We start from the raw sequence: 24,937 nt of genomic DNA on the forward strand, positions 1-24,937 counted from the left end.
GCCGCTCCTGCGGCGCGGCCGCCCCTGCGCGGGTAGCAGGGTCGTCCCTGCACGCGCGGCACGGCCGTTCCTGCACGCGCGGCGCGACCGTCCCTGCACACGCGGCGCGGCCGTTCCTGCACACGCGGCGCGGCCTGGAGGCCCGTCCACCGTCCGCCGCGACGGCCCACCTCGGCGGTGTGCCGGCGCCACGATCGACCCGTGTCCCGGACCGACCCGCGCCGCCGCACCCGCGCTGCCGGCGCCCCTCCCACCGCCCCTGCCACCGCACCGTCTGCCTGGTCGGACGCCGTCGCCGCGGTGCTCGGACTCGTGCTCCCCGTGGCCTGCGTCGGGTGCGGTGCGCCGGACCGCGCGGTCTGCCGGCCCTGCCGTGACGTACTCGACGCCGAGCCGCAGCGACGCCGGCTGGTCGCGGGTGTCCGACTCGACGCGGCCTTCGCCTACCGGGACACCGTGCGGGCCCTCGTCCTCGAGCTGAAGCTCCGTGGCCGGACGGACCTCGTGCCGGTGCTCGCGCCACGGTTCGGCGCGCTCGTCGACCGGGCACTGGCCGACGTCCCGGGAGCGCTGCTCGTCCGCGTGCCGCCGTCGCCTGCCGGGGCGCGGCGACGGGGGTTCGACCCGGTCGTCCTGCTGCTCCGCCGCGCGGGTGCTGCGCGTGGGCGGGCCCGTCGCGCGCCGCGCCGGGCACTCCGGCGAGTCCGGGGGCGGGTCCCCGCGGACCGTCCCGGCTCCCGGGCCACGAAGCGCGTCGCGCACGGCCAGAAGGAGCGGACGGCACTCGAACGGGTCGAGGCGACGGTGGGCACGCTCCGTGCGGCGCACGTCGCGGGTCGGGACGTCGTGGTGGTCGACGACGTGGTCACGACCGGCGTCACCATGGCCGAGGCGGTCCGCGCGGTCCGTGCGGCCGGGGGTCGCGTGGTGCGGTGCGTCGCGCTCGCCGAGGTCGAGGAGTGACCGCTCGGGCCGCACCAGGACGGGTCGTACGCCGGCCCCGCGGGTGCGGCGGCTGGTCGGCCGGGTGGACGCCGGGTAGCCGCCCGGCGACGCCTGAGCGTCCGGTTGGTGTCCGGCGCGACCCGCCGGCGGGTGGTGACGCCGCTCGGGCCGGGGGTCTAGCCTCGCGGCAAGGCGTTCGGGATCGCCGGATGGAGGCGACGCGCCGAAGTACGGATGGGAGCCGCCACATGGACGTGACGATCACGGGCCGGAACGTCGGGGTCACCGATCGATTCCGCACCTACGTGGAACAGAAGTCCGAGAAGATCGACGTGCTCGCCGACCGCGCCCTCGCCTTCGAGGTGCGCCTCAGCCGCCACAACGAGAAGGCCGGCGGCGCCCAGGGCGAGGACCGCGTCGAACTCACCCTGATCGGCCCCGGGCCCCTCGTGCGGGCCGAGTCCGCCGCCTCGGACAAGTACGCGGCGTTCGACCTCGCCTTCGCCCGCATCACCGAGCGCCTGCGTCGGGCACGTGACCGCCGCAAGGTGCACCGCGGTCGCCACCGCCCGACCTCCGTGGCCGAGGCCGCCGGCACCGGGTTCGAGCACATGGATGTCACGCCGGCCGACGGGCGGCTCATCGAGACCGTCGCGACCGGTGCCGTCCCCGTGGTCGAGGAGTCGCACGACGAGGACGTCGAGCCGTACTCGCCCGTGGTCATCCGGCAGAAGGTCTTCACCGAGGCCCCGATGACCGTCGACGACGCGCTCTACCGCATGGAGCTGGTCGGGCACGACTTCTACCTCTTCGTCGACGCCGAGACCCGGCGTCCGAGCGTCGTCTACCGCCGCAAGGGCTGGGACTACGGCGTGATCGGCATCGACGACGGGAGCGCGGACGGCAGCACCGCCGACGCGGACGCCGCCGGGTCAGCGGCCGTCGCGTAGCGTACCGTCGCCGTCCAGCGGGTGCGTGCGGTCCTCGTCGGACCGTGCGCACCCGCTGCCCTCGTCGGCCGTCCCTCCTCGGTGCACCGCCCGTCTCCCAGCGCAGCGCTCCGGCGGGTTGCTAGCATGACTGGCTGTTCGGATCGCGCAGGTCGCGCGCGACGACCCCGTAAGGAGCTCACGTGGCAAACGTGCTGGAGAAGGTCCTCCGCATCGGCGAAGGACGGACCCTCCGACGGCTGAAGGCGTACGCCTCGGCCATCAACGACCTCGAGGACGACTTCGCGAGCCTCACCGACGAGGAGCTCCAGGACGAGACGAAGGAGCTCCGCGAGCGGTACGCCAACGGGGAGTCCCTCGACGACCTCCTGCCGGAGGCGTTCGCCGCCGTGCGCGAGGCAGCCAAGCGCACCCTCGGCATGCGGCACTTCGACGTGCAGCTCATGGGCGGCGCGGCCCTGCACCTCGGCAACATCGCCGAGATGAAGACCGGTGAGGGCAAGACCCTCGTCGCGACGACCGCCGCCTACCTCAACGCGATCCCGTCGCGCGGCGTGCACGTCATCACGGTCAACGACTTCCTCGCGTCGTACCAGTCCGAGATCATGGGGCGCGTCTTCCGTGCGCTCGGCATGACCACCGGCTGCATCATCGCGAACCAGTCGCCGGCCGAGCGCCGCGAGCAGTACGCGGCCGACATCACCTACGGCACGAACAACGAGTTCGGCTTCGACTACCTGCGCGACAACATGGCGTGGCAGGCCTCCGACATGGTGCAGCGCGGCCACTACTTCGCGATCGTGGACGAGGTCGACTCGATCCTCATCGACGAGGCCCGCACGCCGCTCATCATCTCGGGGCCGTCCTCGGGCGAGGCGAACCGCTGGTTCACCGAGTTCGCGTCGATCGCCACCCGCCTGATCCCGGGCGAGGACTACGAGGTCGACGAGAAGAAGCGCACGGTCGGCGTGCTCGAGCCCGGCATCGAGAAGGTCGAGGACTACCTCGGCATCGACAACCTCTACGAGTCGGCGAACACCCCGCTCATCTCCTTCCTGAACAACTCGATCAAGGCCGTGGCCCTGTTCAAGAAGGACAAGGACTACGTCGTGATGAACGGCGAGGTGCTCATCGTCGACGAGCACACCGGTCGCATCCTCATGGGCCGGCGCTACAACGAGGGCATCCACCAGGCGATCGAGGCGAAGGAGGGCGTCGAGGTCAAGGCCGAGAACCAGACCCTCGCGACCGTCACGCTGCAGAACTACTTCCGCCTGTACCAGAAGCTCTCCGGCATGACCGGTACCGCCGAGACCGAGGCGGCCGAGTTCATGTCGACCTACAAGCTCGGCGTGGTCCCCATCCCGACGAACAAGCCGATGCAGCGCATCGACCAGACCGACCTCGTCTACAAGAACGAGAAGGCGAAGTTCGAGCAGGTCGCCGTCGACATCGCCGAGCGCCACGAGAAGGGCCAGCCGGTCCTCGTGGGCACCACGAGCGTCGAGAAGTCCGAGTACCTGTCGAAGCTCCTCGCGAAGAAGGGCGTCAAGCACGAGGTCCTCAACGCGAAGAACCACGCCCGCGAGGCCGCGATCGTCGCGCAGGCCGGTCGACTCGGAGCCGTCACGGTCGCCACGAACATGGCCGGCCGCGGTACCGACATCATGCTCGGCGGCAACTCCGAGTTCCTGGCCGTGCAGGAGATGCACGCCAAGGGCCTGTCCCCGACGGAGACGCCGGAGGAGTACGAGGCCGCCTGGGACGACGTCTTCGCCCGCGTCAAGGCCGAGATCAAGGAAGAGGCCGACAAGGTCCGCGACGCCGGCGGGCTGTACGTCCTCGGTACGGAGCGCCACGAGTCGCGCCGCATCGACAACCAGCTCCGGGGGCGTTCCGGTCGTCAGGGCGACCCGGGCGAGAGCCGCTTCTACCTGTCGCTGACCGACGACCTGATGCGCCTGTTCAACTCCGGTGCGGCCGAGAGCCTGATGGGCCGCTCGAACGTGCCGGACGACATGGCGATCGAGAACAAGCTGGTCAGCCGGGCGATCCGGTCCGCCCAGGCGCAGGTCGAGGGCCGCAACGCGGAGATCCGCAAGAACGTCCTGAAGTACGACGACGTCCTGAACCGCCAGCGCGAGGCGATCTACAGCGACCGTCGTCACATCCTCGAGGGTGACGACATCAACGACCGTGCGCAGTCGTTCCTCAAGGCCGTGATCGACGACGTCATCGACACGCACACCGGCGAGGGCTCCCCGGACGACTGGGACCTCGACGCGATGTGGACCGAGCTCGGCACGCTGTACCCGATCTCGATCTCCATCGACGAGGTCATCACCGAGGCCGGTTCGAAGGGCAAGGCGACGCGCGAGTTCCTGGCACGCGAGATCCTGTCCGACGCCAAGCTCGCGTACCAGCAGCGTGAGGAGCTCCTCGGTGACGAGGCCATGCGCGAGCTCGAGCGCCGCGTCGTCCTCTCGGTGATCGACCGTCGTTGGCGTGACCACCTGTACGAGATGGACTACCTCAAGGACGGCATCGGCCTCCGCGCGATGGCACAGCGCGACCCGCTGGTCGAGTACCAGCGCGAGGGCTACGCGCTCTTCCAGAGCATGATGGGCCAGATCCGCGAGGAGTCGGTCGGGTACCTGTTCAACCTCGAGGTCCAGGTGCAGTCGGACGGCGACAACGCGGTCATCGAGGCGAAGGGGCTCGGGGAGTCCGAGGCCACCGGGCTCGAGTACTCGGCGCCGTCGATCGACGGCGAGGTCGAGGTGCGCGACGAGCGCGGACGCCTGGAGCAGGCCGCCACCGCTCGCGCGCAGCGCGCGCAGGCCGAGGCCGAGGCAGAGGCCGCCGGCCCGGAGCAGGGGTCGGCGTTCGGCAACGCGGCGACCGCTTCCGGTCAGGCCGCCGCGGGGAACCGCGCGGAGCGTCGTCAGGCCGCCAAGAAGGGCTGACGCCCCACGACGACGGACGGGAGGCGCGGTGCCGGACGGCACCGCGCCTCCCGTCCGTCGTGTCCCCGGTGCGGGATCAGAGCACCCCGATCGCGGTCGCTCGCCAACGCCCCTGCCGCAGCTCGAGCCGGAGCGCGACGGCACGCGCGTGGCTGCGCGTGTGCACCACCACGGCTGCCTCAGCGACGCCGGGCGCCGGCTCGCAGACCCGGACGCTCCCGACCTGGAGGGTCGGGCGGGCGCGGGACCGTCTCCCGATCGACCGCGCTCGAGCGCCGAGGGCGGCACGCTGCAGCAGGTGCCGCTGCACGTCCTCGGTGATCCAGCGCGCGATGCTGTCGACCTCGCGCCCACCGGTCAGGACCTCGACGACGCACAGCCCGAGTGCCCGCGCCGTGTCGGCGACGTCCGGTGTCGCCGTCGTGGTCGTGGTCCCGGACGACGTCCCGGCCTCGGCGCCGTCCGCGACGTCGGGGTGACCCGTGCCCGCCGCCACGAGCTCCCGGTGCTCGGACTCGCTCCTCGGTGTCGTCCCGGTCACCGGGGCGAGCGTCCGCGGTACCGGTCCGCTCTGGTCGTCCGCCGTGATCGGACGCGCTTCTCCTGCCGCCATGTCCCCTCCGGTCCCGAGCGTACGGACGAATGGCGCATGTGAAATACCGACGTCATCGTGCTTGTGGACGGGCGTCGTTCTCCACAGACGGGCGCACCTAGACTTGCCGGGTGTCGACCCTCAGTGATCTCGTCCTCGCGCAAGGCCGGTCCTCGGAAGCGGACGTGGAGTGGCTCCACCTGCTCGTGGGGGACTGGCAGCTCCTCGCCGACCTCTCCTTCGCGGACATGGTGCTGTGGGTGCCGACGGCCGTGGACGGCTCGTTCATGGCCGTGGCGCACGCGCGTCCGAGCTCGGCGGCGACCCTGTTCTACCGCGACATCGTCGGGCAGGAGATGCGTGAGGAGTGGCGCGACCAGGTCACCCAGTGCTTCGCGAGTGCGACGGTCGTCGACTCGGCCGAGCCGGACTGGTACGAGGACACGCCGACCCGGGTCCGTGCGATCCCCGTGCTCCGCCGGCTGACCACGAACAGCACCGAGACGACCGACCGTCCGATCGCCGTGGTCACCCGGCACTCGAACCAGGACGAGATGCGGACGCCGAGCCGCCAGGAGCTGAACTTCACCGCGAGCGCGAACGACCTGTTCGGCATGATCGCGACCGGTGACTTCCCGGACCTCGGGGCGCCGGCTGGTCCGCGCCGCGGTGCGCCCCGCGCGAGCGACGGTCTGCTCCGCCTCGACACGAACGGCACCGTGACCTTCGCGAGCCCGAACGGCCTCAGTGCCTTCAACCGCATGGGCTTCGAGGGGGAGCTCGAGCGGAAGTCCCTCGCCGAGGTGACCACCGAGCTCATCGGCTCGAAGCTCGACGTGGACGAGTCCCTCCCGCTCGTCGTGACCGGTCGTGCGCCGTGGCGCGCCGACGTCGAGGCGAAGGGCGTGACGGTGTCACTCCGGTCGATCCCGCTGCGTGACCACGGGGAGCGCATCGGCGCCATCGTGCTCTGCCGCGACGTCACCGAGCTGCGGCACCAGGAGCGTGAGCTCATCACCAAGGACGCGACGATCCGCGAGATTCACCACCGGGTGAAGAACAACCTGCAGACGGTCGCGTCGCTGCTGCGGATCCAGGCCCGACGGACCCACTCCGACGAGGCCCGCACGTCACTGCAGAACGCGATGCGCCGTGTCGCCGCGATCGCCGTCGTGCACGACACCCTGTCGACCGGTCTCAGCCAGAACGTCGACTTCGACGAGGTGTTCGACTCGGTGCTCAAGCTCGTGACCGAGGTCGCCGCGTCGCACAACACCACCGTCCGCCCGAAGAAGACCGGCGAGTTCGGCGTGCTGCCCTCCGAAGCCGCGACGCCTCTCGCGCTCGGGCTCACCGAGCTCGTCACGAACGCCGTGGAGCACGGGCTCGACGGGCGCGACGGCGAGGTCGAGATCGTCGCGAACCGCGCCGACGACCACCTCGACATCGAGGTCCGTGACAACGGTGTGGGCCTGCCCGAGGGCAAGGTCGGCTCGGGTCTCGGCACGCAGATCGTCCGCACGCTCATCCAGGGCGAGCTCGGCGGCACGATCGACTGGCACACGCTCACCGGCAGCGGGACCGAGGTCACGATCACGATCCCGTTCCGCTGGCTGACGGCCGCCGGCGCCGCCTAGGCCGACGCGTCGCGGGCGTGTTCGTGTGGCGTCCGTTGCCCGTGCACAACCGGAAGCACCTCGCGCCGCGGGTATCCGTGGTGCGAGGTGCTTCCGGTTGTGCGGCCGTCCCACGGCAACGGCGGGCGACGGCGGTCGTCCTGCGGGCGATCGCGGGCGGCACCGCACGCCTGCGACGCCCGCGCGCACGACGACGCCCGTCGCTCCCGGGGGAGCGACGGGCGTCGTCGTGTCAGGAGCGCTGCGTCAGGAGGCGCGGCGGGCGCGGGCAGCGCGGCGCTTCAGCGCACGACGCTCGTCCTCGCTCAGGCCGCCCCAGACACCGGAGTCCTGGTTGTTCTCGAGGGCGTACTGCAGGCACATCTCGGTCACGGTGCACCGCGCGCACACCGACTTCGCCTTCTCGATCTGGTCGACGGCCGGTCCGGTGTTCCCAACGGGGAAGAAGAGCTCGGGGTCCGCGGTGAGGCAGGCTGCCTGGTCACGCCAGTCCATGTGTGGTGCTCCTTGATGTCGATGCTCGAACGGCAGGCCGGGGCCGCGGCTCGGGGATCGGAACGCTGGCATGCACAGGGCACGAGGGGAACCTGTGGGGGAGGCTTCCGCTGGGAGCGAGTCTGACGCCCGCTGGACGCTCGGGGGAGAAGCGTCGAACCGCGGGAGACGCACACCACATCGTGCCGTCCAAACGACCTCGAATATCGTTCCATACTGGGATGACCAAATCAAGGGTCCCGATGCTGGAGGCTTGCTGTGCCCGACACCACCCCGACCGCTCCGGACCACGTCTCGGGCCGCCCGCCGGCCGTCACGACCCTGCTCGTCGTGGTGGGGCTCGAGGCCCTCGCGCTCGTCGTCACGACCGTCGTGCTGCTCGTGGAGTCGATCGTCGCCCCGTCGTCGAGCATCGCCTCGGCCGTCGCGCTCACCCTGCTCTGCGCGGTCGCCGCGCTGTGGCTGGTCTCGCTGGTCGTCGGGCTGCGCAACCGTCGGGCGTGGGTCCGCGCCGGCATCCTCGTGTGGCAGGTGATGCAGGGCGCCCTGGCCATCGGTGCGTTCCAGGGCGTGTTCCGGGTCGCCTGGGTCGGCTGGGCCCTCCTGATCCCCGCGCTGCTCGGGCTCACCCTGGTGCTCTCGCGTGCCGTGACGGGGTGGCTCGTCCCACGCGACGCTCACGACGAGTAGCCGCGACCCCGGGACGGACGAGAGCGCGCCCCGCTCAACGGGACGTGCCGACGCACGGGAGGCGCGCTGCCAGCTGGCAGCGCGCCTCCCGTCCGTGACGCCGCCGGGTCTCAGACCAGGCCGAGCTTCTTCCGCAGGCTCGCCACGTGCCCGGTCGCCTTCACGTTGTAGAGCGGCAGCTGCACGACGCCGTCCTCGCCGACGACGATCGTCGACCGGATCGTGCCGGTGACGATCTTCCCGTAGTTGTTCTTCTCGCCCCACGCGGCGTACGCCCGGTGCACCGCCAGGTCCGGGTCGCTGAGGAGCGGGAAGGTCAGCGCCTGCTCGTGCTGGAAGGTCTTGAGCTTCGCGGGCTCGTCCTTCGAGATGCCCAGGACCTCGTAGCCGGCTGCCTGGAGCGACGACATGTTGTCGCGGAAGTCGCAGGCCTCGGTCGTGCACCCGGGGGTCGACGCCGCCGGGTAGAAGTACACGATCACCTTGCGACCCCGCAGGTCCGCGAGGCTGTGCTGCGCGCCGTCCTGGTCCGGGAGGGTGAAGTCGGGGGCGGTGTCGCCGGCTGCGAGACGGTCGGTCATGGTGCTCCTGTTCGGTCGCGGCGCCCGAGTGGTCGTGGGCACGCGAAAGTCATGCTAATGTTGTTTCCCGTTGCAGCACGGAAGTGCGAGAGCGACAGACAACTGAACACCATGCGCCTCTAGCTCAATTGGCAGAGCAACTGACTCTTAATCAGTGGGTTCTCGGTTCAAGTCCGAGGGGGCGCACCGCAAGGCCCGGTCGGATCACTCCGACCGGGCCTTCTTCGTTCCCCGGGACGGTCCGGTCGGTGGCCCCGGAGGGCGACACGCGCGGACTGCAGTCGGGGCGCAGATCCGCGACCAGGATCTCGGACGTGCTCTCGAGTCCGCTCCGGGGCGGCCTCAGGTGGTCGGGAGGTCGACCACGCGCGTCCCGCCGACGAGGGGTGCGAGGGCACCGCCCGTCGCCGCCGCGAGCTCGGCACCCAGGACGTCGAGCGCGTCCTCGGGGACCCAGAGCGTGAACCCGACGGTGCTGCCGTAGGTCGGTGGGTCGAAGGTCGCTCCGTGCTGCTGCACCCACTGCCGCAGCACGTTGTCGATGCGGCCGGCGTCCGCGTGGGGCGCGGTGACGTCGACGCGGGTCAGCTCGACGCGCTGCAGCGTCGTGGCGCGGTCCAGCGTCTCGGACACCGAGGTCGAGTACGCGCGGACGAGTCCGCCCGCACCGAGCTTCACCCCACCGAAGTACCGGGTCACGACGGCGACCACGTCGGTCAGGTCGCGGCGACGCAGGACCTCGAGCATGGGGACCCCGGCGGTCCCGGACGGCTCCCCGTCGTCGGAGGACCGTGCCTGGTCGCCGAGCACCCCCGTGACCATCGCGGAGCAGTTGTGCCGGGCGTCCCAGTACCGGCGGCGGACCTCGGCGACGGCGCGCTCCGCGTCCTCGACCCCGCTGACGGGGACGACCGTGGTGACGAACCGCGACCTCGTGACGACGATCTCGTGCTCGACGGTGCCGGCGATGGTCGACGGGAAGTGGCGGGGCACGTGCTCGAGGGTAGCCGCGCGCCGTCGGCGGCCCGCGCTACCATGGCGTGCACAGCCGACGACTGGGGAGGAGTCCGATCGACATGACGACCGTGGATCCCAGGGGCGGCGCGCTCGACGCTGCCGAGCTCGCTCGTCGACTCAACCTGTTGCTCGACTTCGAGGAGTCGCAGCGCGGCGCTCCCGTGCCCTTCGCGGCGATCGAGGAGTACGTCGCGGCGCAGGGCGGTTCGCTCTCCCGCGCCAAGTGGACGTACATGCTCTCCGGCGACGGCCGACGCAACCGGGACACCGACCTCCTGCGCCTGCTCGCCGGGTTCTTCGAGGTCGACGAACGCTTCCTGCTCGAGGACAGTGCCGTGCCCGAACGGATCGGCGCCCAGATCGCGCTCGTCCGTGCGCTGCGGTCGGCACGGGTGAGCGGCTTCGCCGCGCGGACGTTCCCGGGGGAGCTCTCACCCGAGGCCCTGCGGCGCATCGCCCAGGTGCTCGAGGAGGAGTCGGCACGAGGGGGTGTGGCGTGACGGACCCCTCGGTCGAGGCCTTCTGGGCCCGCGGGGCAGCCGAGGGTTGGTCGGACATCGACCAGGCCGTCGCCGCTGCCGCCGACCACGTCGGCAAGCCGGTCGTCGTGCGCGAGGAGTCGTTCCTCAGCGCCGAGCCGGTCTGCGGGTTCGTGGCGACGCTCGAGCACCAGCACCTCGTGATGATCTCCCCGACGAACTCGGCGACGTTCCGGTCGTTCGTCATCGGTCACGAGCTCGGGCACGTGCTGCACCGGCACTCGGAGCACGCGGCACAGTCGGCCTACGTGCGCGACGTGATCCCGGACGTCCCCGAGTACAAGGTGGAGCGAGCACTCGCGCGCGGGCTGTTCTCGAACACCTACGAGCACGAGGCCGAGCTCTTCGCCGACCGCCTCGCCGCCCTCATCCGGTCGAACCGAGGTCGTCCGAGCGCCTTCCGCGGGGTCTTCGGGTGATCGTCTCCGTCACGATGGCGGTGGTCCTCGTCGTCGGGACGGTGGTGCTGTTCCGACTGCAGCGGGGGCAGGACCGGACGCTCGCGGTGACGTTCCTGCTGTTCACCGCGACGATCGTCACGAACGTCGATCCGCTGTACCGCTGGCTCGACCCGCTCGTCGGTGGCCGCAACGTCGTCACGGTCGTCAGCGACTGCCTGATGATCGCCGGGACGAGCACGCTCCTCTGGGGCGTCGCGAAGGCCGTCGGCGCAGCGTGGCGGTGGCTGCGGACCGCCATCATCGTCACGTTCGTGGTCGTCGTGGTGGTGGTCGTGGCGGCGTTCCTCGCGCTCGACCAGCCGCCGACCACGACGACGTTCATGCTCGTCGCGGGGCACCAGCCCGCCGCGGCCGTCTACTCGATCGCGCAGACGACCTACCTCGGCACCGCGGTCGGCGCCACCGGTGTGATCTGCATCATGCGCCTGCGGGAGGCCCGGACGGCGGCGGACCTGGTCGGGCTGTGGGTGATCGTGCTCGGCGGGGTCCTCGGTGTCGTGCGGATGGTCGTCGTCGCCGTGATGGACGTCGCACACGTGGTCGGTCGCCTCGACGTCACCCGCGCGCTCACCCCGCCGTACGACGTCACGACGCCCGGCGCGGTGCTCTGCATGGCCTCGGGGATGCTGCTGCTGGTCATCGGCCACCAGCTCTCCCGTCGACGCCGTGCGCGCCGCCTGGACGCCGCCCTGGCCGCCCTCGAGCCGCTGCACGCCCGCATCGGTACCGACAACGCCTACCCGGCGACCGAGGACACCGCGACGCGGCTCAGCCGGACCATCGTGGAGATCAACGACGGTGCCCGCCGCTCGCGCCGACCGCTGGACGCCGACGAGCGCATCGTGCTCGCCGAGGCGGAGTCTGCGCTCGACGAAGCGCTCGCGCCTGCTCGCGACTCCGTCTGAGTCCTGCTCGTCTGCATCGGTCGGATCACGTTCCCGAGCAGCGCTCGACGTTGCGGCGTGCTTCCGTGTAGGGTCTGTAGCACGTGCTACACGACGGGGTCCCTCGTCGTCGGCACGCCGGGGAGGTCTCGGCCGCGTTGGGGGCGGCCGAGCACCCCCGGGCTCACGCTCCGGTCACGAGCCGGGGTCGCGTCGCTGTCTAGACTCGTCGGGTGACCGTCTTCGCCGCCATCGTCCTGTTCCTCGCCGCCGTGTTCAACCTCGTGACCTGGCCGCGCTTCTTCCAGCGGGTCGCGAAGGACAGCCGGGCGCGCGACGCGGCCGGCAAGCCGACGACGTTCTACACGGTGCACCTGGTGCTGCTGCTCATCGCCTTCGCGATCGCCCTCGCCGCCGTGGTCGCGGGAATCCTGCTGCTGGTCTGACGCGGTCCGAGTGGCCACCTGACGGACGGGAGGCGCGGTGCCGGCTGGTACCGCGCCTCCCGTCCGTCCGTGGTCACCATGCGCTCGTGAGCCGCCGCCGTCCCGTCGAGCCGCCGCTGTGCCGTCGAGCCGCCGCTGTGCCGGCGAGCCGCCGCTGTGCCGGCGAGACGCCGCCGTGCCGGCGAGACGCCGCTGTATCCGGCGGCGTCTCGCGGCGCCTGCGGTGTCTCGCACGAACGCAGGCGTCTCGAACTGATGCAGGCGTCTCGCGCTGATGCCGGCGTCTCGCACTGATGCCGGCGTCTCGCGCCGACGCCGGCGTCTCGCGCGCGGCGAGCGACCCGGACGGCTCAGGAAGCCGGCGGCAGCGGCGCCCCGAGCGCCCGCTCGAGCCCGAGCCGCGCCACCCGCTCGTCGCCGGTGTCGAGCAGCACGCGGAACGTCTCGTCCTCGCACACGAACTCCACGCACACCGCGTCGAAGTCGCACGGCTCGATGCGCCACCCGGTGACCTGGTCAGTCGGCACCTGCGTCAGTGCGTCGCGCTCGAAGCTCGTCTCCGCGCGGACGGTGTCGTCGTAGACCCGGATCCGCCCGAAGGTGCCGCGCCAGGTGAGCTGGAGGTCGAGCGTGGGGGAGACAGAAGGGTCCGGCACGCGCCGATCGTACCGGCGCGCACCGGACCCTGTCCGGGAGGCGCGATCAGCCGCGGGAGCTGCCCGACCCGTCCTGTCCGTCGCGGCGGACCTGGTTCGCGGGGTCGCGGACACCGATCGGGAACGGCCCGGTCACACCCTCGCGGAGCGCGGCGATGCGGAGGATGCGGTCGCGCTGCAGGAACCAGCCGACGATCAGCAGCGGGATGATGACCACGAGCGAGGCGATCGTGTACGTGCCGACGGGGTAGTCGATCGCCATGAGCACGACCACCGACGCCAGGAACGCGAGCGTCAACCACGAGGTGACCGGGGCGCCGGGCAGCTTGAACGACGGCTCCTTCGCGAGCCCCTGCTTCGCCCACTGCCGCAGCTTCATCTGGCAGAGGATGATCGTGCCCCACGCGGTGATGATGCCGAGGCTCGCGACGTTCAGCGCGATCTCGAACGCCTGCGCCGGCACGAAGTAGTTGAGGGCGACGCCCGCGACGGTGAACGCCGCGGTGAGCAGGATGCCGGCGTACGGCACACCGCCCTTCGACATCTTCGTGGTCCACTTCGGCGCGGAGCCGTTCATGCCCATCGAGTGCAGCGCGCGGCCGGTGGAGTACAGCCCCGCGTTCAGCGACGAGAGCGCTGCGGTGAGCACCACGAAGTTCATGATCGACCCGGCGACGACGCCGACCTGCGGGTTGCCGAGCGACGAGAAGAACGTCACGAAGGGGCTCTGCCCGTCCTTGTACGACGTGTACGGCAGGAGGAGGGAGAGCAGGACGACCGACCCGACGTAGAAGACCGCGATGCGGAAGACGACGGAGTTGATGGCGCGGGGGATGACCTTCTCGGTGTCCTGTGTCTCACCGGACGCGGTGCCGACGAGCTCGATGGCGGCGTAGGCGAACACGACGCCCTGGACGACGAGCACCGCCGGCAGCACGCCGTTCGGGATGAGTCCGCCGTTGTCGGCCCAGATCGAGAAGCCCGTGCGGACCGCCTCGCCGCCGGTCTCCACCGGGAAGGCGAAGATCAGCCAGACGAGGGCGATCACGAGGAACGCGACGAGCGCGGCGACCTTGATGAGCGCGAACCAGAACTCGAGCTCGCCGAACACCTTGACGGCGACCATGTTGGCGGCGAGCACGACGACGAGGGCGATGAGCGCGAGGAGCCACTGCGGTGCCGCGGTGAACGCACTCCAGTAGTGGAGGTACAGCGCGACGGCGGTCGTGTCCACGATCGAGGTCATCGCCCAGTTCAGGAAGTACATCCACCCGGCTGCGTAGGCGAACTTCTCGCCGTAGAACTCGCGGGCGTAGGAGATGAACGACCCGGAGGACGGGCGGTGCAGGACGAGCTCGCCGAGCGCGCGCAGGATGAAGAACGCGAAGACGCCGGCGATCAGGTAGGTCACCGCCAGCGCGGGGCCGGCGGTGTTCAGGCGTCCACCCGCGCCGAGGAAGAGCCCGGTGCCGATGGCCCCGCCGATCGCGATCATCTGCAGTTGCCGGGGCTTCAGACCGTGCTGGTAGCCCTCCTGCTCGTGCGAGAAGTCGTTCGCGGGCTTCGCAACACCCGTGTCGTTCTGCGCTGTCATGCGCGCCAACCTACATGCGTGGACGGCCCGGGGTGGAACGGGAGCCCACCCTGAACGACACCACAGGTGTGCCGACGCTGAACGCCCACCGACGCCGGTCCGACAGCATGGACGGATGGACACCCTCCTCCGACTCCTCGTCGCGATCGGGATCGCCCTGCTCGTGACGGCCGCCGCAGCGCTCGTCCTGCACCTCGTGCTCCGGACCATCGCCCGCCGGGAACGCTGGGCCGCGGTCCTGTCCCGGCGCACCAAGCACCCCGCGCGGTCGATCCTGCTCATCGCGCTGCTCTGGACGGCCTTCACGACGAGCATCCCGCACGACGAGGACACCTACCCGTGGCGCGACGAGGTCTCGCACGCCTTCCTCATCGCCACCATCGCCGTCGGCTGCTGGCTGGCGTGCCAGATCGCCATCTTCCTCGAGGACCTCGGCCTGCACCGCTACCGCGTCGACGTCCCCGACAACCGGGTGGCACGGCGCATCCGCACCCAGGTCCTCATCATCCGCCGACTCACGGTCGCCGTGCTCGTCATCATCGCGGTCGGCGCGATCCTGCTGACCTTCCCCGGGGTCGAGGCCGCGGGCGCGAGCGTCCTGGCCTCGGCCGGACTCATCTCCGTCGTCGCGGGTCTCGCGGCGCAGTCCACCCTCGGCAACGTGTTCGCCGGCATGCAGCTCGCGTTCTCCGGGTCGATCCGCGTCGACGACGTCGTCGTGGTCGAGCAGCAGTGGGGGCGCATCGAGGAGATCACCCTGACCTACGTCGTCGTGCACCTGTGGGACGACCGCCGGTTCGTGCTCCCGTCGACCTACTTCACGTCCACGCCGTTCGAGAACTGGACCCGCACCGGCAGCGAGCTGCTGGGCGCGGTCGAGTTCGACCTCGACTGGCGGATCAGTCCGACCGAGATGCGCGGGGAGCTCGACCGCATCCTGTCGACCTCGACGATCTGGGACGGTCGGACCAAGGTGCTCCAGGTCACCGACGCGGTGAGCGGGCTCGTGCGGGTCCGCATCCTGGTGTCCGCTCCGGACGCCGGCGGCCTGTTCGACCTGCGCTGCTACGTCCGCGAGGAGATGGTCGAGTGGGTGCAGCGCGAGCACCCCGACGCCCTGCCCCGTCAGCGGGTGCAGGTCACGCAGGGAACCGAGCGCGTCGGCGAGCGCCGCGCCCGCACCGAGGAGCAGGACGCTGCGCTCTTCCGTGAGGGCGACGAGCGCACCGCGCTGTTCACCGGTCCGATCCAGACGTCCGACATCCGCCCGGACGAGGTCCCGCCCGAGCGCTGACCGCACGCGCTGACAGCCTGCGCTGACCGCACGGGCGCCCGCAGGTCGCGACGCCACGGGACGACGGACGGGAGGCGCGGTACCGGTGGGTACCGCGCCTCCCGTCCGTCGTCCGGTCACCGTCGTGACCACGACGTGCGTCCTAGCGCTGGCGCGCCTTGACGGCTCGGTCGTCCTCGACGACCGTGCCGAGCGCGACGATCGTCGTCGCGAGCCACGCGATCCACGTGAGGGCCAGGCGCCAGTCGCGCGGCCCCTGCCGGGTGGTCTGCACGACGCTGTAGCCGCTGATGATCGAACTCCACACCGCACCGCTGAACATGAACTTCCGCACGGGTTCCTCCTCCTGGTCGTCCCCGCCACGCTACCGGCCGCTACATTGGAGCGCCGCCGGTCGCCCTGCCGGTCCGCAGAGCGAGGAGACACCGTGCGCCAGGCCGTCATCGGGGGAGTGCTGCTCGTCGTGGGCGCCGTCTGCGTCGCACTCGGGCTGCTGCCCCTCTCGGACCTCGGCGCGCTGGCCGACCGGGTCGTCCCGGTGCTCGCGTTCGTGCTCGGGCTGACGATCGTGTCGGAGCTCGCGGCCGACGCCGGTGTCTTCGACCGGCTCGCCGACCTGGCGGCCCGGGTCGGCGGAGGGCGCACGATCGGCCTCTGGGCGGCCGTCGTCGTGCTCGCGGTGGTCTGCACGGTCTTCCTGAGCATCGACACCACGGCGGTGCTCCTCACCCCGATCGTCATCACGCTCGCGCGTCGCGTCGGGCTGCCGCCGATGCCCTTCGCGCTCACGACCGTGTGGCTCGCCAACACGGCGTCGCTCCTGCTGCCGGTGTCGAACCTGACGAACCTGCTCGCCGTCGACGGGATCGGCCTCGACGGCCCGATCCCGTTCGCCGGCCTCATGGTGTGGGCGGCGCTCGCCGGGGTCGTCGTGCCGTGCGCGGTGCTCCTCGTGGTGTTCCGCGGGAAGCTCTTCGGCCGGTACACGCCGGTCGACGTGCGACGGCCGCGCGACCCGCTGTTCTTCTGGGCGGCCTCGGTGGTGCTCGTCCTGCTCGTGGTCGCGCTGACCGCCGGCGTGACGGTCTGGGTCGCGGCGCTCGTCGCGGCGGCGCTGCTCGTCGTCGTCGCCGCGTTCCGCGCACCGTCCGAGCTCCGGCCGTCCCGCGTCCCCTGGGCGACGCTCGTCTTCGCGGCCGGGCTGTTCGTCGTCGTCGAGACCCTGCACGCCACGGGGCTCACCGACCCGATCGTGCAGGCGCTGTCCGGCGGCACCGACACCGGGTCGCTCCTGCTGCTCGGCGGTGCCGGCGGGGTCGCGGCGAACGCCATCGACAACCTGCCCGCGTACCTGGTGCTCGAGCCGGCCGCCGGACACGAGGCGCTGCGCTACGCGGCGCTCCTGGTCGGCGTGAACGCGGGGTGCCTCATCACGCCGTGGGCCTCGCTCGCGACGCTGCTGTGGCACGCACGGCTGTCGGCCGAGGGCGTGCACCTGTCGTGGGGACGCTACATGGCGCTGGGGTGCGTTGTCGCGCCGCTCACCGTCGTCGCCGGTGTGCTCGCGCTGCAGCTCTGAGGCGGCCGGCTACAGCCAGTCCTTGCTCTTGAACACGCGGTAGAGCACGAGCGACGTCGCGACGATCAGCGACACCGACGCGGCCAACCCGCTCCAGTGCCCCTCCCCGGGGAACGTCACGTTCTGCCCGAAGAACCCGGTGATGGCGGTCGGGATCGCGATGATCGCCGCCCAGCTCGTCACCTTCTTCATCACGGTGTTCTGCCGGTTCGACGCCAGGTTCAGGTTCGTGTCGAGGACGCTCGACACCGCGTCGCGGAGCTGCTCGACCGAGTCCGCGATCGTCACGAGGTGGTCCTCGACGTCACGGAGGTACGGGCGGATGCCGTCGGCGATCGTCTCGGCGTCGCCGTGCAGCAGGGACCCGACGCTGTCGCGCGTGGGCACGACCTGCCGCCGGAGCACGCCGAGCGCCTTCCGCAGCCGGAAGGACCGGCGCTGGACCTGCTGCTCGCGCGGGTCCCCGTGCTCGAACAGGTCGTCCTCGAGGTCGTCGATGCGTGCCTCGATGTCCTCGACGGCCTTCGTGGCGTGGTCGACGACGGCGTCGAGGAGTCCCCAGACGAGCCAGGGCACCCCGCGGTCGGCCAGGTCGGCGTTCGCCTCCAGCCGCCGTTCGACGGCGCCGAGGTCGACGTCGGGGCCGTGGATGGTCACGAGCGCCCGGTGCGTGACGAAGGCCTTCACCTCGTGCGTGACGAGCTCGCCCTCGGCGTCGAGGCCGTCGACGTCGTAGACGACCAGGAACAGGCTGTCCCGGTAGCGGTCGAGCTTCGGCCGCTGCCCGTGCTCGAGGGCGTCCTCGACCGCGAGCGCGTGCACCCCGAGCTCGTCCTCGAGCTGGTCCAGGTCACCGGGGTCCGGGTCGACGTGGTCCACCCACACGAAGGTGCCGTCGTCGCGCTCCAGCAGGTCCGACACCCGTTCGACGGGGAAGTCCCGCTCCACCGCGGTGCCGTCCCGCCACGCCCGTGTCATGACCATGGCGACGAGCCTAGTGACGGCGCACCGAGAGCCGGCCGCCCCTCCGCTGGTACCGTCGGCCTCGATCCCGGCGCACCGGCCGGAGGGAACGGAGACACCAGCACCCCATGGCAGCAGACACCGACCCGGACCGCTACGCCTTCGTCGTCGCCTCGAACCGCCTCCCGGTGGACCGCGTCGTCGACGAGGACGGCAACGAGGGGTGGCGGCACTCGCCCGGCGGGCTGGTGACGGCGCTCGAACCGGTCATGCGCGCCAACGACGGCGCCTGGGTCGGGTGGGTCGGCCAGCCGGACGTCGAGGTCGCACCGTTCGACAACGAGGGCATCCACATCGTGCCGGTGCCGCTCAGCGCCGCCGACGTCGAGGAGTACTACGAGGGGTTCAGCAACGACACGCTGTGGCCGCTCTACCACGACGTCATCGAGCACCCGAGCTACCACCGCGACTGGTGGATCGCGTACCGACGCGTCAACGAGCGCTTCGCCGACCAGATCGCCGAGATCGTCGAGCAGGACGGCATCGTGTGGGTGCAGGACTACCAGCTGCAGCTCCTGCCGGCGCTGCTGCGGGAGCGCCGCCCCGACCTGACGATCGGCTTCTTCAACCACATCCCGTTCCCGCCGGTCGGCATCTACGCGCAGCTGCCCTGGCGCGCGCAGATCCTCGACGGGCTGCTCGGTGCCGACGTGATCGGCTTCCAGCGCCAGGACGACGCGAGCGACTTCCTCCGCGCGGTCCGGCACATCAAGGGCTACACCACCAAGGGGTCGACCATCGACGTCCCCGTGGACGACCCGGCGGCCCCGCGGAGCCGCAAGGGCATCACCGTGCGGCACGTCGAGGCACGGCACTTCCCGATCTCCATCGATGCCGAGAGCTTCGAGGAGATCGCCCACCGGCCCGAGGTGCAGGAGCGCGCGCGGGAGATCCGCGAGAGCCTCGGCAACCCGAAGACCGTGCTGCTCGGCGTCGACCGGCTCGACTACACGAAGGGCATCCGGCACCGGATCAAGGCGTTCGGCGAGCTCGTCGAGGACGGCCGGATCGCGGTCGAGGACGCCACCCTCGTGCAGGTCGCGAGCCCGAGCCGCGAGCGGGTCGACACCTACGCGACGCTGCGTGACGAGATCGAGCTCACCGTCGGCCGCATCAACGGCGACCTCGGGGTCATCGGCCACCAGCCGATCGCGTACCTGCACCACGGGTACCCGCGCGAGGAGATGGTGGCGCTCTACCTGGCCGCCGACATCATGCTCGTCACGGCCCTGCGCGACGGCATGAACCTGGTCGCGAAGGAGTACGTGGCCGCCCGGTTCGACAACGACGGCGTGCTCATCCTGTCCGAGTTCGCGGGTGCCGCCGACGAGCTCAAGCAGGCCGTCATCGTCAACCCGCACGACATCGGCGCGCTGAAGGACTCGATCCAGCGCGCCATCGAGATGCCCCGCCGCGAGCGCTCCACGCGCATGCGCGCGCTCCGCAAGCGCGTCCGCGACAACGACGTGGCCCGGTGGTCCCGCTCGTTCCTCGAGGCGCTCGACCGGCACGCCCCGCGCGGGTCGCGGATCGACCCGTCCGACGACGGCGGCGAGCGGCACCGCGAGGCGGAGGACGACGGGATGTCGATCTTCGACCAGGACGCGCAGAAGGCGCGTGCCGCCGAGGACACCCGGGAGGCACGGGGTGCCTGAGGTCTCCACCGACCCGGCCGTCCTGGCGGCGGCCCTCGAGACGCTCGCGGCTGCGCCGCGACTGCTCGTCGCCCTCGACTTCGACGGCACGCTCGCACCCTTCGCCGACGACCCCGCACGGGTCGGGGCGCTCCCCGGCTCCTGGGCCGCGGTGCTCACCCTGCAGCGCGCCCGCGACACCGAGGTCGTGCTCGTCTCCGGGCGTCCGCTCGAGGGGCTCGCCCGGGTGTCGCACGCACCCGACGGCATGGCGCTCGTCGGGTCGCACGGTGTCGAGTGGCGCGTGGACGGCCACGACGAGGCCGCGCTGAGCGACGACGAGCTCGCGCGGGTCGAACGGGTCGGCGCTGCCCTCGACGAGGTCGGTGCACGGTTCCCCGACGTCGTGATCGAGCACAAGCCGGCAGGCCACGGCGTGCACACCCGGCGGGCGAGCGTCGAGGACGCGGCCGCGGCGAACGCGGCGGCGCACGAGGCGGCGCACGCAGCAGACCCGGACGTGCTGGAGCGCGGCGGCAAGGACATCGTCGAGTTCGCCGTCCGGCACGTCACGAAGGGCGACGCGATCGATCGACTGCGCGGGCTCCGCGGCGCCGACGCGGTGTTCTTCGCCGGCGACGACGTCACCGACGAGGACGCCTTCCGGGTGCTCCGCGACGGCGACGTCGGCGTGAAGGTGGGGGAGGGCGACACGCTCGCCGCCCACCGCGTGGCCGACCCTGCGGCGCTCACCGACGTCCTGAAGCAGCTCGGACGCCTGCGCGCGACGCGCTGACGACCCGGCCCCGCGCCTCCCGTCCGCGCAACGGTGTCCGGGTGGTATCCCAACTGGTCCTAGACTGCCTCCATGCCTGACATCGACGTGAAGCCGCGCAGCCGGGTCGTCACCGACGGGATCGAAGCGACCACCTCGCGTGGCATGCTCCGCGCCGTCGGCATGGGCGACGCCGACTGGGACAAGCCGCAGATCGGGATCGCCTCGTCCTGGAACGAGATCACCCCCTGCAACCTCTCGCTCGACCGCCTCGCCCAGGGCGCGAAGGAGGGCGTGCACTCCGGCGGCGGGTACCCGCTGCAGTTCGGCACCATCTCCGTCTCCGACGGCATCTCGATGGGCCACGAGGGCATGCACTTCTCGCTCGTCTCACGCGAGGTCATCGCCGACAGCGTCGAGACGGTCGTCAACGCCGAGCGCCTCGACGGCACCGTGCTGCTCGCCGGCTGCGACAAGTCGCTCCCCGGCATGCTCATGGCCGCCGCGCGTCTGGACCTCGCGAGCGTCTTCCTCTACGCGGGTTCGGTCATGCCGGGCTACGTGAAGCAGGCCGACGGCTCCTTCAAGGAGGTCACGATCATCGACTCCTTCGAGGGCGTCGGTGCGTGCAAGGCCGGCACCATGACCGAGGCCGAGCTCAAGGAGATCGAGTGCGCGATCGTCCCGGGCGAGGGCGCCTGCGGCGGGATGTACACCGCGAACACGATGGCGAGCGTGGCCGAGGCCCTCGGCATGTCGCTGCCCGGGTCCGCGGCCCCGCCGAGCGCCGACCGTCGCCGTGACTACTACGCCCATCGCTCCGGCGAGGCGGTCGTCAACATGCTGCGCCTCGGGCTCACCGCCCGCCAGATCCTGACGAAGGAGGCGTTCGAGAACGCCATCGCCGTCGCGATGGCGCTGGGAGGCTCGACCAACGTCGTGCTGCACCTGCTCGCGATCGCGCACGAGGCCGAGGTCGAGCTGAGCCTCGACGACTTCAACCGCATCGGCTCGAAGGTGCCGCACCTGGCGGACATGAAGCCGTTCGGCAAGTACGTCATGGTCGACGTCGACCGCAACGGCGGCATCCCGGTGATCATGAAGGCGCTGCTCGAGGCCGGTCTGCTGCACGGCGACGTCATGACCGTCACCGGCAAGACCCTCGCCGAGAACCTGGCCGAGATCGACCCGCCGGAGCTCGACGGCGAGGTCTTCCGGAAGCTCGACAACCCGATCCACACCACCGGTGGCCTGACGATCCTCAAGGGCTCGTTCGCGCCCGAGGGTGCCGTCGTGAAGACCGCCGGCTTCGACGCCGCCGTGTTCGAGGGCCCGGCGCGGGTGTTCGACCGCGAGCGCGCCGCCATGGACGCCCTGACCGAGGGACGGATCCAGAAGGGCGACGTGGTGGTCATCCGCTACGAGGGCCCGAAGGGCGGCCCCGGCATGCGCGAGATGCTCGCCATCACCGCTGCCATCAAGGGCGCGGGCCTGGGCAAGGATGTACTACTGTTGACGGACGGACGATTCTCAGGCGGCACAACCGGCCTGTGCATCGGCCACATCGCACCGGAAGCCGTGGACGCAGGTCCAGTGGCATTCGTGCGCGATGGCGACCGCATCCGTGTCGACATCGCGGCTCGCTCGCTCGACCTACTGGTCGACGACGCCGAGCTGGAGGCCCGCCGAGAAGGCTGGGCCCCGCTGCCCCCGCGCTACACCCGCGGAGTCCTCGCGAAGTTCGCGAAGCTCGTCCAGTCCGCCGCCAAGGGCGCGGTCACGGGCTAGCGTCGACACGTTCGAACCGCCATCCCTCCAGGCAAGGACCACCTCATGCCCACGGAAGCCACTCCGCTGTCCGCGGCCGCCGGTACGCGGCGGTCGCCCGAGATCCTGACCGGCTCGGGAGCCGTCCTGCGGACGCTCGAGCACCTCGGGATCACCGACGTCTTCGGCCTGCCCGGCGGCGCGATCATCCCGTTCTACGACGAGCTCATGGCGTCGACGACCATCCGCCACGTCCTCGTGCGCCACGAGCAGGGTGCCGGCCACGCCGCCGAGGGGTACGCCTCCTCGTCCGGCAAGGTCGGTGTCGCCATCGCGACGTCCGGTCCCGGTGCGACGAACCTCGTCACGGCGATCGCCGACGCCTACATGGACTCGGTGCCGTTCATCGCGATCACCGGGCAGGTGTTCTCGACCCTGATGGGCACCGACGCCTTCCAGGAGGCCGACATCGTCGGCATCACGATGCCGATCACGAAGCACTCGTTCCTCGTGACCGACCCGGCCGACGTGCCGGCGACGCTGGCCGCGGCCCACCAGATCGCCACGACGGGTCGCCCGGGCCCGGTGCTCGTCGACATCACGAAGGACGCCCAGCAGAAGTCGGCGCCGTACGTCTGGCCGCCGAAGATCGACCTGCCCGGCTACCGTCCGGTCACGAAGGCGCACGGCAAGCAGATCACGGCCGCGGCCCAGCTGCTGGCCGAGGCCGAGCGTCCGGTGCTGTACGTCGGCGGCGGCGTCGTCCGCTCCGGTGCGTCGGCCGAGCTCCTGCGCTTCGCCGAGGCCACCGGTGCGCCGGTCGTCACGACCCTCATGGCCCGTGGCGCCTTCCCGGACTCGCACCAGCAGCACCTCGGCATGCCGGGCATGCACGGCACGGTGCCCGCGGTGCTCGGCCTGCAGGAGAGCGACCTCATCGTCGCCCTCGGTGCGCGCTTCGACGACCGTGTGACGGGCAAGGCTGACGAGTTCGCGCCGCACGCCAAGGTCGTGCACGTCGACATCGACCCCGCGGAGATCTCGAAGATCCGCTTCGCCGACGTGCCGATCGTCGGCGACGCCCGCGAGGTCCTCGTCGACCTCCTCGACGCCTGGGACGACGTCTCCGCCGACCGGGCGGACACGAGCGCCTGGTGGGCGAAGCTCGACCAGCTCCGGCAGGACTTCCCGCTCGGGTACGCGGAGCCGACCGACGGGCTGCTCGCGCCGCAGGCGATCATCAAGCGCATCGGTGAGCTCACCGGTCCCGAGGGCGTGTTCGCCTCCGGGGTCGGGCAGCACCAGATGTGGTCCGCGCAGTTCATCCGGTACGAGCGGCCGAACGCCTGGCTGAACTCGGGTGGCGCCGGCACCATGGGCTACTCGGTCCCCGCGGCGATGGGCGCGAAGGTCGCCCAGCCGGACCGCGTGGTCTGGGCGATCGACGGCGACGGTTGCTTCCAGATGACGAACCAGGAGCTCGCGACCTGCGTCATCAACGACATCCCGATCAAGGTCGCGGTCATCAACAACTCCTCGCTCGGCATGGTGCGGCAGTGGCAGACGCTGTTCTACGACGGCCGACACTCCTTCACCGACCTGCAGACCGGTCACGGCACTCGCCGCGTCCCGGACTTCGTGAAGCTCGCCGACGCCTACGGTGCCCTCGGCATCCGCGTCGAGAAGGCGGACGAGGTCGACGCCGCCATCCAGCTCGCCCTCGAGACGAACGACCGCCCCGTGGTGATCGACTTCGTGGTCAGCCGCGACTCGATGGTCTGGCCCATGGTCCCGCAGGGGGTCAGCAACTCGTCCATCGAGTACGCCCAGGCCCTCGCCCCGACCTGGGACGACGAGGACGCCGACATGACGGGAGAAACCGCATGAGCCACGTCCTCTCCCTCCTCGTCGAGGACAAGCCGGGTCTGCTGACGCGCGTCGCGGGGCTGTTCGCCCGGCGCGGCTTCAACATCGAGTCGCTCGCCGTGGGCGGCACCGAGGTCGAGGGCCTGTCCCGGATCACGGTCGTCGTCGACGTCGAGGACCTGCCGCTGGAGCAGGTGACGAAGCAGCTCAACAAGCTCGTCAACGTCATCAAGATCGTCGAGCTCGACTTCTCCCAGTCGGTGCAGCGCGAGCACATGCTCGTGAAGGTCCGCGTCGACAACCAGACCCGCTCGGCCGTGCTCGAGGCCGTGAACCTCTTCCGCGCGCAGGTCGTCGACGTGGCGACCGACTCGCTCATCGTCGAGGTGACCGGCGACCCGGGCAAGATCCAGGCGATCCTCCGCGTCCTCGAGCCCTACGGCGTCAAGGAACTCGCCCGCGCCGGTCTGCTCGGCATGGGCCGTGGGCCGAAGAGCATCACCGACCGCGTGCGCTGAGCACACCCCGCTTCCGGGCGGGAGGCGC

Annotated in this window: 24 protein-coding genes and 1 tRNA gene; 17 read left to right on the forward strand and 8 right to left on the reverse strand. The window is 71.1% G+C overall.

The features are described 5' to 3' along the window. Nucleotides 1-201 precede the first annotated feature (201 nt). The 3 genes from M3666_RS17175 (at nt 202) to secA (ending at nt 4,861) form a co-directional block, all read left to right on the forward strand. Nucleotides 202-963 (forward strand): phosphoribosyltransferase family protein, encoded by a 762-nt coding sequence (locus tag M3666_RS17175; RefSeq protein WP_251155570.1) that lies wholly within the window; start codon nt 202-204, stop codon nt 961-963. Between the two features lie 230 nt (nt 964-1,193). Next, nucleotides 1,194-1,895, forward strand: coding sequence for a ribosome hibernation-promoting factor, HPF/YfiA family (gene hpf, locus M3666_RS14320; protein WP_251155571.1), 702 nt, complete (start codon nt 1,194-1,196; stop codon nt 1,893-1,895). A gap of 182 nt (nt 1,896-2,077) precedes the next feature. Beyond that, on the forward strand, nt 2,078-4,861 hold the full coding sequence (secA, locus tag M3666_RS14325) for a preprotein translocase subunit SecA (RefSeq protein WP_066654965.1): 2,784 nt from the start codon (nt 2,078-2,080) through the stop codon (nt 4,859-4,861). A 76-nt stretch (nt 4,862-4,937) separates the two neighbouring features. Here secA and M3666_RS14330 read toward each other — a convergent pair whose 3' ends face one another. After that, nucleotides 4,938-5,402, reverse strand: coding sequence for an Rv3235 family protein (locus tag M3666_RS14330; protein ID WP_251155572.1), 465 nt, complete (start codon nt 5,400-5,402; stop codon nt 4,938-4,940). Between the two features lie 182 nt (nt 5,403-5,584). Here M3666_RS14330 and M3666_RS14335 point away from each other — a divergent pair, with 182 nt between their 5' ends. Further along, nucleotides 5,585-7,090 (forward strand): sensor histidine kinase, encoded by a 1,506-nt coding sequence (locus tag M3666_RS14335; protein WP_209685230.1) that lies wholly within the window; start codon nt 5,585-5,587, stop codon nt 7,088-7,090. A gap of 246 nt (nt 7,091-7,336) precedes the next feature. Here M3666_RS14335 and M3666_RS14340 read toward each other — a convergent pair whose 3' ends face one another. Beyond that, a complete protein-coding gene (locus tag M3666_RS14340; RefSeq protein ID WP_022904217.1) occupies nt 7,337-7,585 on the reverse strand; it encodes a WhiB family transcriptional regulator in 249 nt (82 codons plus the stop codon). 258 nt (nt 7,586-7,843) lie between these two features. On the opposite strand from M3666_RS14340, the gene M3666_RS14345 reads away from it, so the two are divergent. Beyond that, nucleotides 7,844-8,275, forward strand: coding sequence for a hypothetical protein (locus M3666_RS14345; RefSeq protein ID WP_251155573.1), 432 nt, complete (start codon nt 7,844-7,846; stop codon nt 8,273-8,275). Between the two features lie 110 nt (nt 8,276-8,385). On the opposite strand, the gene bcp is transcribed toward M3666_RS14345, so the two are convergent. Further along, on the reverse strand, nt 8,386-8,856 hold the full coding sequence (gene bcp, locus M3666_RS14350; RefSeq protein ID WP_251155574.1) for a thioredoxin-dependent thiol peroxidase: 471 nt from the start codon (nt 8,854-8,856) through the stop codon (nt 8,386-8,388). Nucleotides 8,857-8,969: 113 nt separating this feature from the next. Between bcp and M3666_RS14355 the strand changes: the two genes are divergently transcribed. After that, nucleotides 8,970-9,042, forward strand: a tRNA-Lys gene (locus M3666_RS14355). 156 nt (nt 9,043-9,198) lie between these two features. Here the strand turns inward: M3666_RS14355 and M3666_RS14360 are convergent. Then, entirely contained in the window at nt 9,199-9,849 is a 651-nt protein-coding gene (locus M3666_RS14360) for a YigZ family protein (protein ID WP_066654956.1), read from the reverse strand. Between the two features lie 83 nt (nt 9,850-9,932). Between M3666_RS14360 and M3666_RS14365 the strand changes: the two genes are divergently transcribed. From M3666_RS14365 to M3666_RS14380, 4 genes are all read left to right on the forward strand, one after another. Beyond that, nucleotides 9,933-10,373 carry a hypothetical protein gene (locus tag M3666_RS14365; RefSeq protein WP_066654954.1) on the forward strand — a complete coding sequence of 147 codons (441 nt, stop codon included), beginning with the start codon at nt 9,933-9,935 and terminating at the stop codon, nt 10,371-10,373. After that, entirely contained in the window at nt 10,370-10,831 is a 462-nt protein-coding gene (locus M3666_RS14370) for an ImmA/IrrE family metallo-endopeptidase (RefSeq protein WP_066654952.1), read from the forward strand. The genes M3666_RS14365 and M3666_RS14370 overlap by 4 nt, the downstream gene beginning before the upstream one ends. Continuing rightward, nucleotides 10,828-11,778 carry a hypothetical protein gene (locus M3666_RS14375; protein ID WP_251155575.1) on the forward strand — a complete coding sequence of 317 codons (951 nt, stop codon included), beginning with the start codon at nt 10,828-10,830 and terminating at the stop codon, nt 11,776-11,778. The genes M3666_RS14370 and M3666_RS14375 overlap by 4 nt, the downstream gene beginning before the upstream one ends. 212 nt (nt 11,779-11,990) lie before the next feature. Further along, entirely contained in the window at nt 11,991-12,203 is a 213-nt protein-coding gene (locus tag M3666_RS14380) for an SCO4848 family membrane protein (protein ID WP_066654946.1), read from the forward strand. 350 nt (nt 12,204-12,553) lie between these two features. Here the strand turns inward: M3666_RS14380 and M3666_RS14385 are convergent, their stop codons facing one another. Then, nucleotides 12,554-12,859 carry a hypothetical protein gene (locus M3666_RS14385; protein ID WP_251155576.1) on the reverse strand — a complete coding sequence of 102 codons (306 nt, stop codon included), beginning with the start codon at nt 12,857-12,859 and terminating at the stop codon, nt 12,554-12,556. Nucleotides 12,860-12,905: 46 nt separating this feature from the next. Beyond that, on the reverse strand, nt 12,906-14,453 hold the full coding sequence (locus M3666_RS14390) for an amino acid permease (RefSeq protein WP_066654943.1): 1,548 nt from the start codon (nt 14,451-14,453) through the stop codon (nt 12,906-12,908). 115 nt (nt 14,454-14,568) lie between these two features. On the opposite strand from M3666_RS14390, the gene M3666_RS14395 reads away from it, so the two are divergent. Next, the gene (locus M3666_RS14395; RefSeq protein ID WP_066654941.1) at nt 14,569-15,747 is read left to right on the forward strand and encodes a mechanosensitive ion channel family protein; all 1,179 of its coding nucleotides are present in this window, start codon (nt 14,569-14,571) and stop codon (nt 15,745-15,747) included. 142 nt (nt 15,748-15,889) lie between these two features. Here M3666_RS14395 and M3666_RS14400 read toward each other — a convergent pair whose 3' ends face one another. Continuing rightward, nucleotides 15,890-16,081, reverse strand: coding sequence for a hypothetical protein (locus tag M3666_RS14400; protein WP_058728987.1), 192 nt, complete (start codon nt 16,079-16,081; stop codon nt 15,890-15,892). Nucleotides 16,082-16,174: 93 nt separating this feature from the next. Here M3666_RS14400 and M3666_RS14405 point away from each other — a divergent pair, with 93 nt between their 5' ends. Beyond that, on the forward strand, nt 16,175-17,326 hold the full coding sequence (locus tag M3666_RS14405; protein ID WP_066654936.1) for an SLC13 family permease: 1,152 nt from the start codon (nt 16,175-16,177) through the stop codon (nt 17,324-17,326). Nucleotides 17,327-17,335: 9 nt separating this feature from the next. Here M3666_RS14405 and M3666_RS14410 read toward each other — a convergent pair whose 3' ends face one another. Beyond that, entirely contained in the window at nt 17,336-18,310 is a 975-nt protein-coding gene (locus M3666_RS14410; protein WP_066654931.1) for a magnesium transporter CorA family protein, read from the reverse strand. A gap of 107 nt (nt 18,311-18,417) precedes the next feature. Between M3666_RS14410 and otsA the strand changes: the two genes are divergently transcribed. The 5 genes from otsA (at nt 18,418) to ilvN (ending at nt 24,909) form a co-directional block, all read left to right on the forward strand. Beyond that, nucleotides 18,418-20,004, forward strand: coding sequence for an alpha,alpha-trehalose-phosphate synthase (UDP-forming) (gene otsA / locus M3666_RS14415; protein ID WP_066654929.1), 1,587 nt, complete (start codon nt 18,418-18,420; stop codon nt 20,002-20,004). After that, complete coding sequence (otsB, locus tag M3666_RS14420) at nt 19,997-20,779, forward strand: trehalose-phosphatase (RefSeq protein ID WP_066654927.1); 783 nt, start codon at nt 19,997-19,999, stop codon at nt 20,777-20,779. Before otsA ends, otsB begins: the two co-directional genes overlap by 8 nt. A 72-nt stretch (nt 20,780-20,851) precedes the next feature. Beyond that, nucleotides 20,852-22,546 (forward strand): dihydroxy-acid dehydratase, encoded by a 1,695-nt coding sequence (gene ilvD, locus M3666_RS14425; protein ID WP_066654925.1) that lies wholly within the window; start codon nt 20,852-20,854, stop codon nt 22,544-22,546. Nucleotides 22,547-22,591: 45 nt separating this feature from the next. Next, nucleotides 22,592-24,412, forward strand: coding sequence for an acetolactate synthase large subunit (locus M3666_RS14430; protein WP_209685235.1), 1,821 nt, complete (start codon nt 22,592-22,594; stop codon nt 24,410-24,412). After that, entirely contained in the window at nt 24,409-24,909 is a 501-nt protein-coding gene (ilvN, locus tag M3666_RS14435) for an acetolactate synthase small subunit (RefSeq protein WP_066654921.1), read from the forward strand. The genes M3666_RS14430 and ilvN overlap by 4 nt, the downstream gene beginning before the upstream one ends. The last annotated feature ends 28 nt before the right edge of the window (nt 24,910-24,937 follow it).

This window comes from Curtobacterium sp. ODYSSEY 48 V2, assembly GCF_023712625.1.
Lineage (GTDB): Bacteria > Actinomycetota > Actinomycetes > Actinomycetales > Microbacteriaceae > Curtobacterium.

What these genes read in the sequence shown, in the direction of transcription:
- ilvD (WP_066654925.1), top strand. Translation starts at nt 20,852, where the DNA reads ATGCCTGACATCGACGTGAAGCCGCGCAGCCGGGTCGTCACCGACGGG.
- hpf (WP_251155571.1), top strand. Translation starts at nt 1,194, where the DNA reads ATGGACGTGACGATCACGGGCCGGAACGTCGGGGTCACCGATCGATTC.
- M3666_RS14390 (WP_066654943.1), bottom strand. Translation starts at nt 14,453, where the DNA reads ATGACAGCGCAGAACGACACGGGTGTTGCGAAGCCCGCGAACGACTTC.
- M3666_RS14430 (WP_209685235.1), top strand. Translation starts at nt 22,592, where the DNA reads ATGCCCACGGAAGCCACTCCGCTGTCCGCGGCCGCCGGTACGCGGCGG.
- bcp (WP_251155574.1), bottom strand. Translation starts at nt 8,856, where the DNA reads ATGACCGACCGTCTCGCAGCCGGCGACACCGCCCCCGACTTCACCCTC.
- otsA (WP_066654929.1), top strand. Translation starts at nt 18,418, where the DNA reads ATGGCAGCAGACACCGACCCGGACCGCTACGCCTTCGTCGTCGCCTCG.
- ilvN (WP_066654921.1), top strand. Translation starts at nt 24,409, where the DNA reads ATGAGCCACGTCCTCTCCCTCCTCGTCGAGGACAAGCCGGGTCTGCTG.
- M3666_RS14365 (WP_066654954.1), top strand. Translation starts at nt 9,933, where the DNA reads ATGACGACCGTGGATCCCAGGGGCGGCGCGCTCGACGCTGCCGAGCTC.
- M3666_RS14395 (WP_066654941.1), top strand. Translation starts at nt 14,569, where the DNA reads ATGGACACCCTCCTCCGACTCCTCGTCGCGATCGGGATCGCCCTGCTC.
- M3666_RS14340 (WP_022904217.1), bottom strand. Translation starts at nt 7,585, where the DNA reads ATGGACTGGCGTGACCAGGCAGCCTGCCTCACCGCGGACCCCGAGCTC.
- M3666_RS14410 (WP_066654931.1), bottom strand. Translation starts at nt 18,310, where the DNA reads ATGGTCATGACACGGGCGTGGCGGGACGGCACCGCGGTGGAGCGGGAC.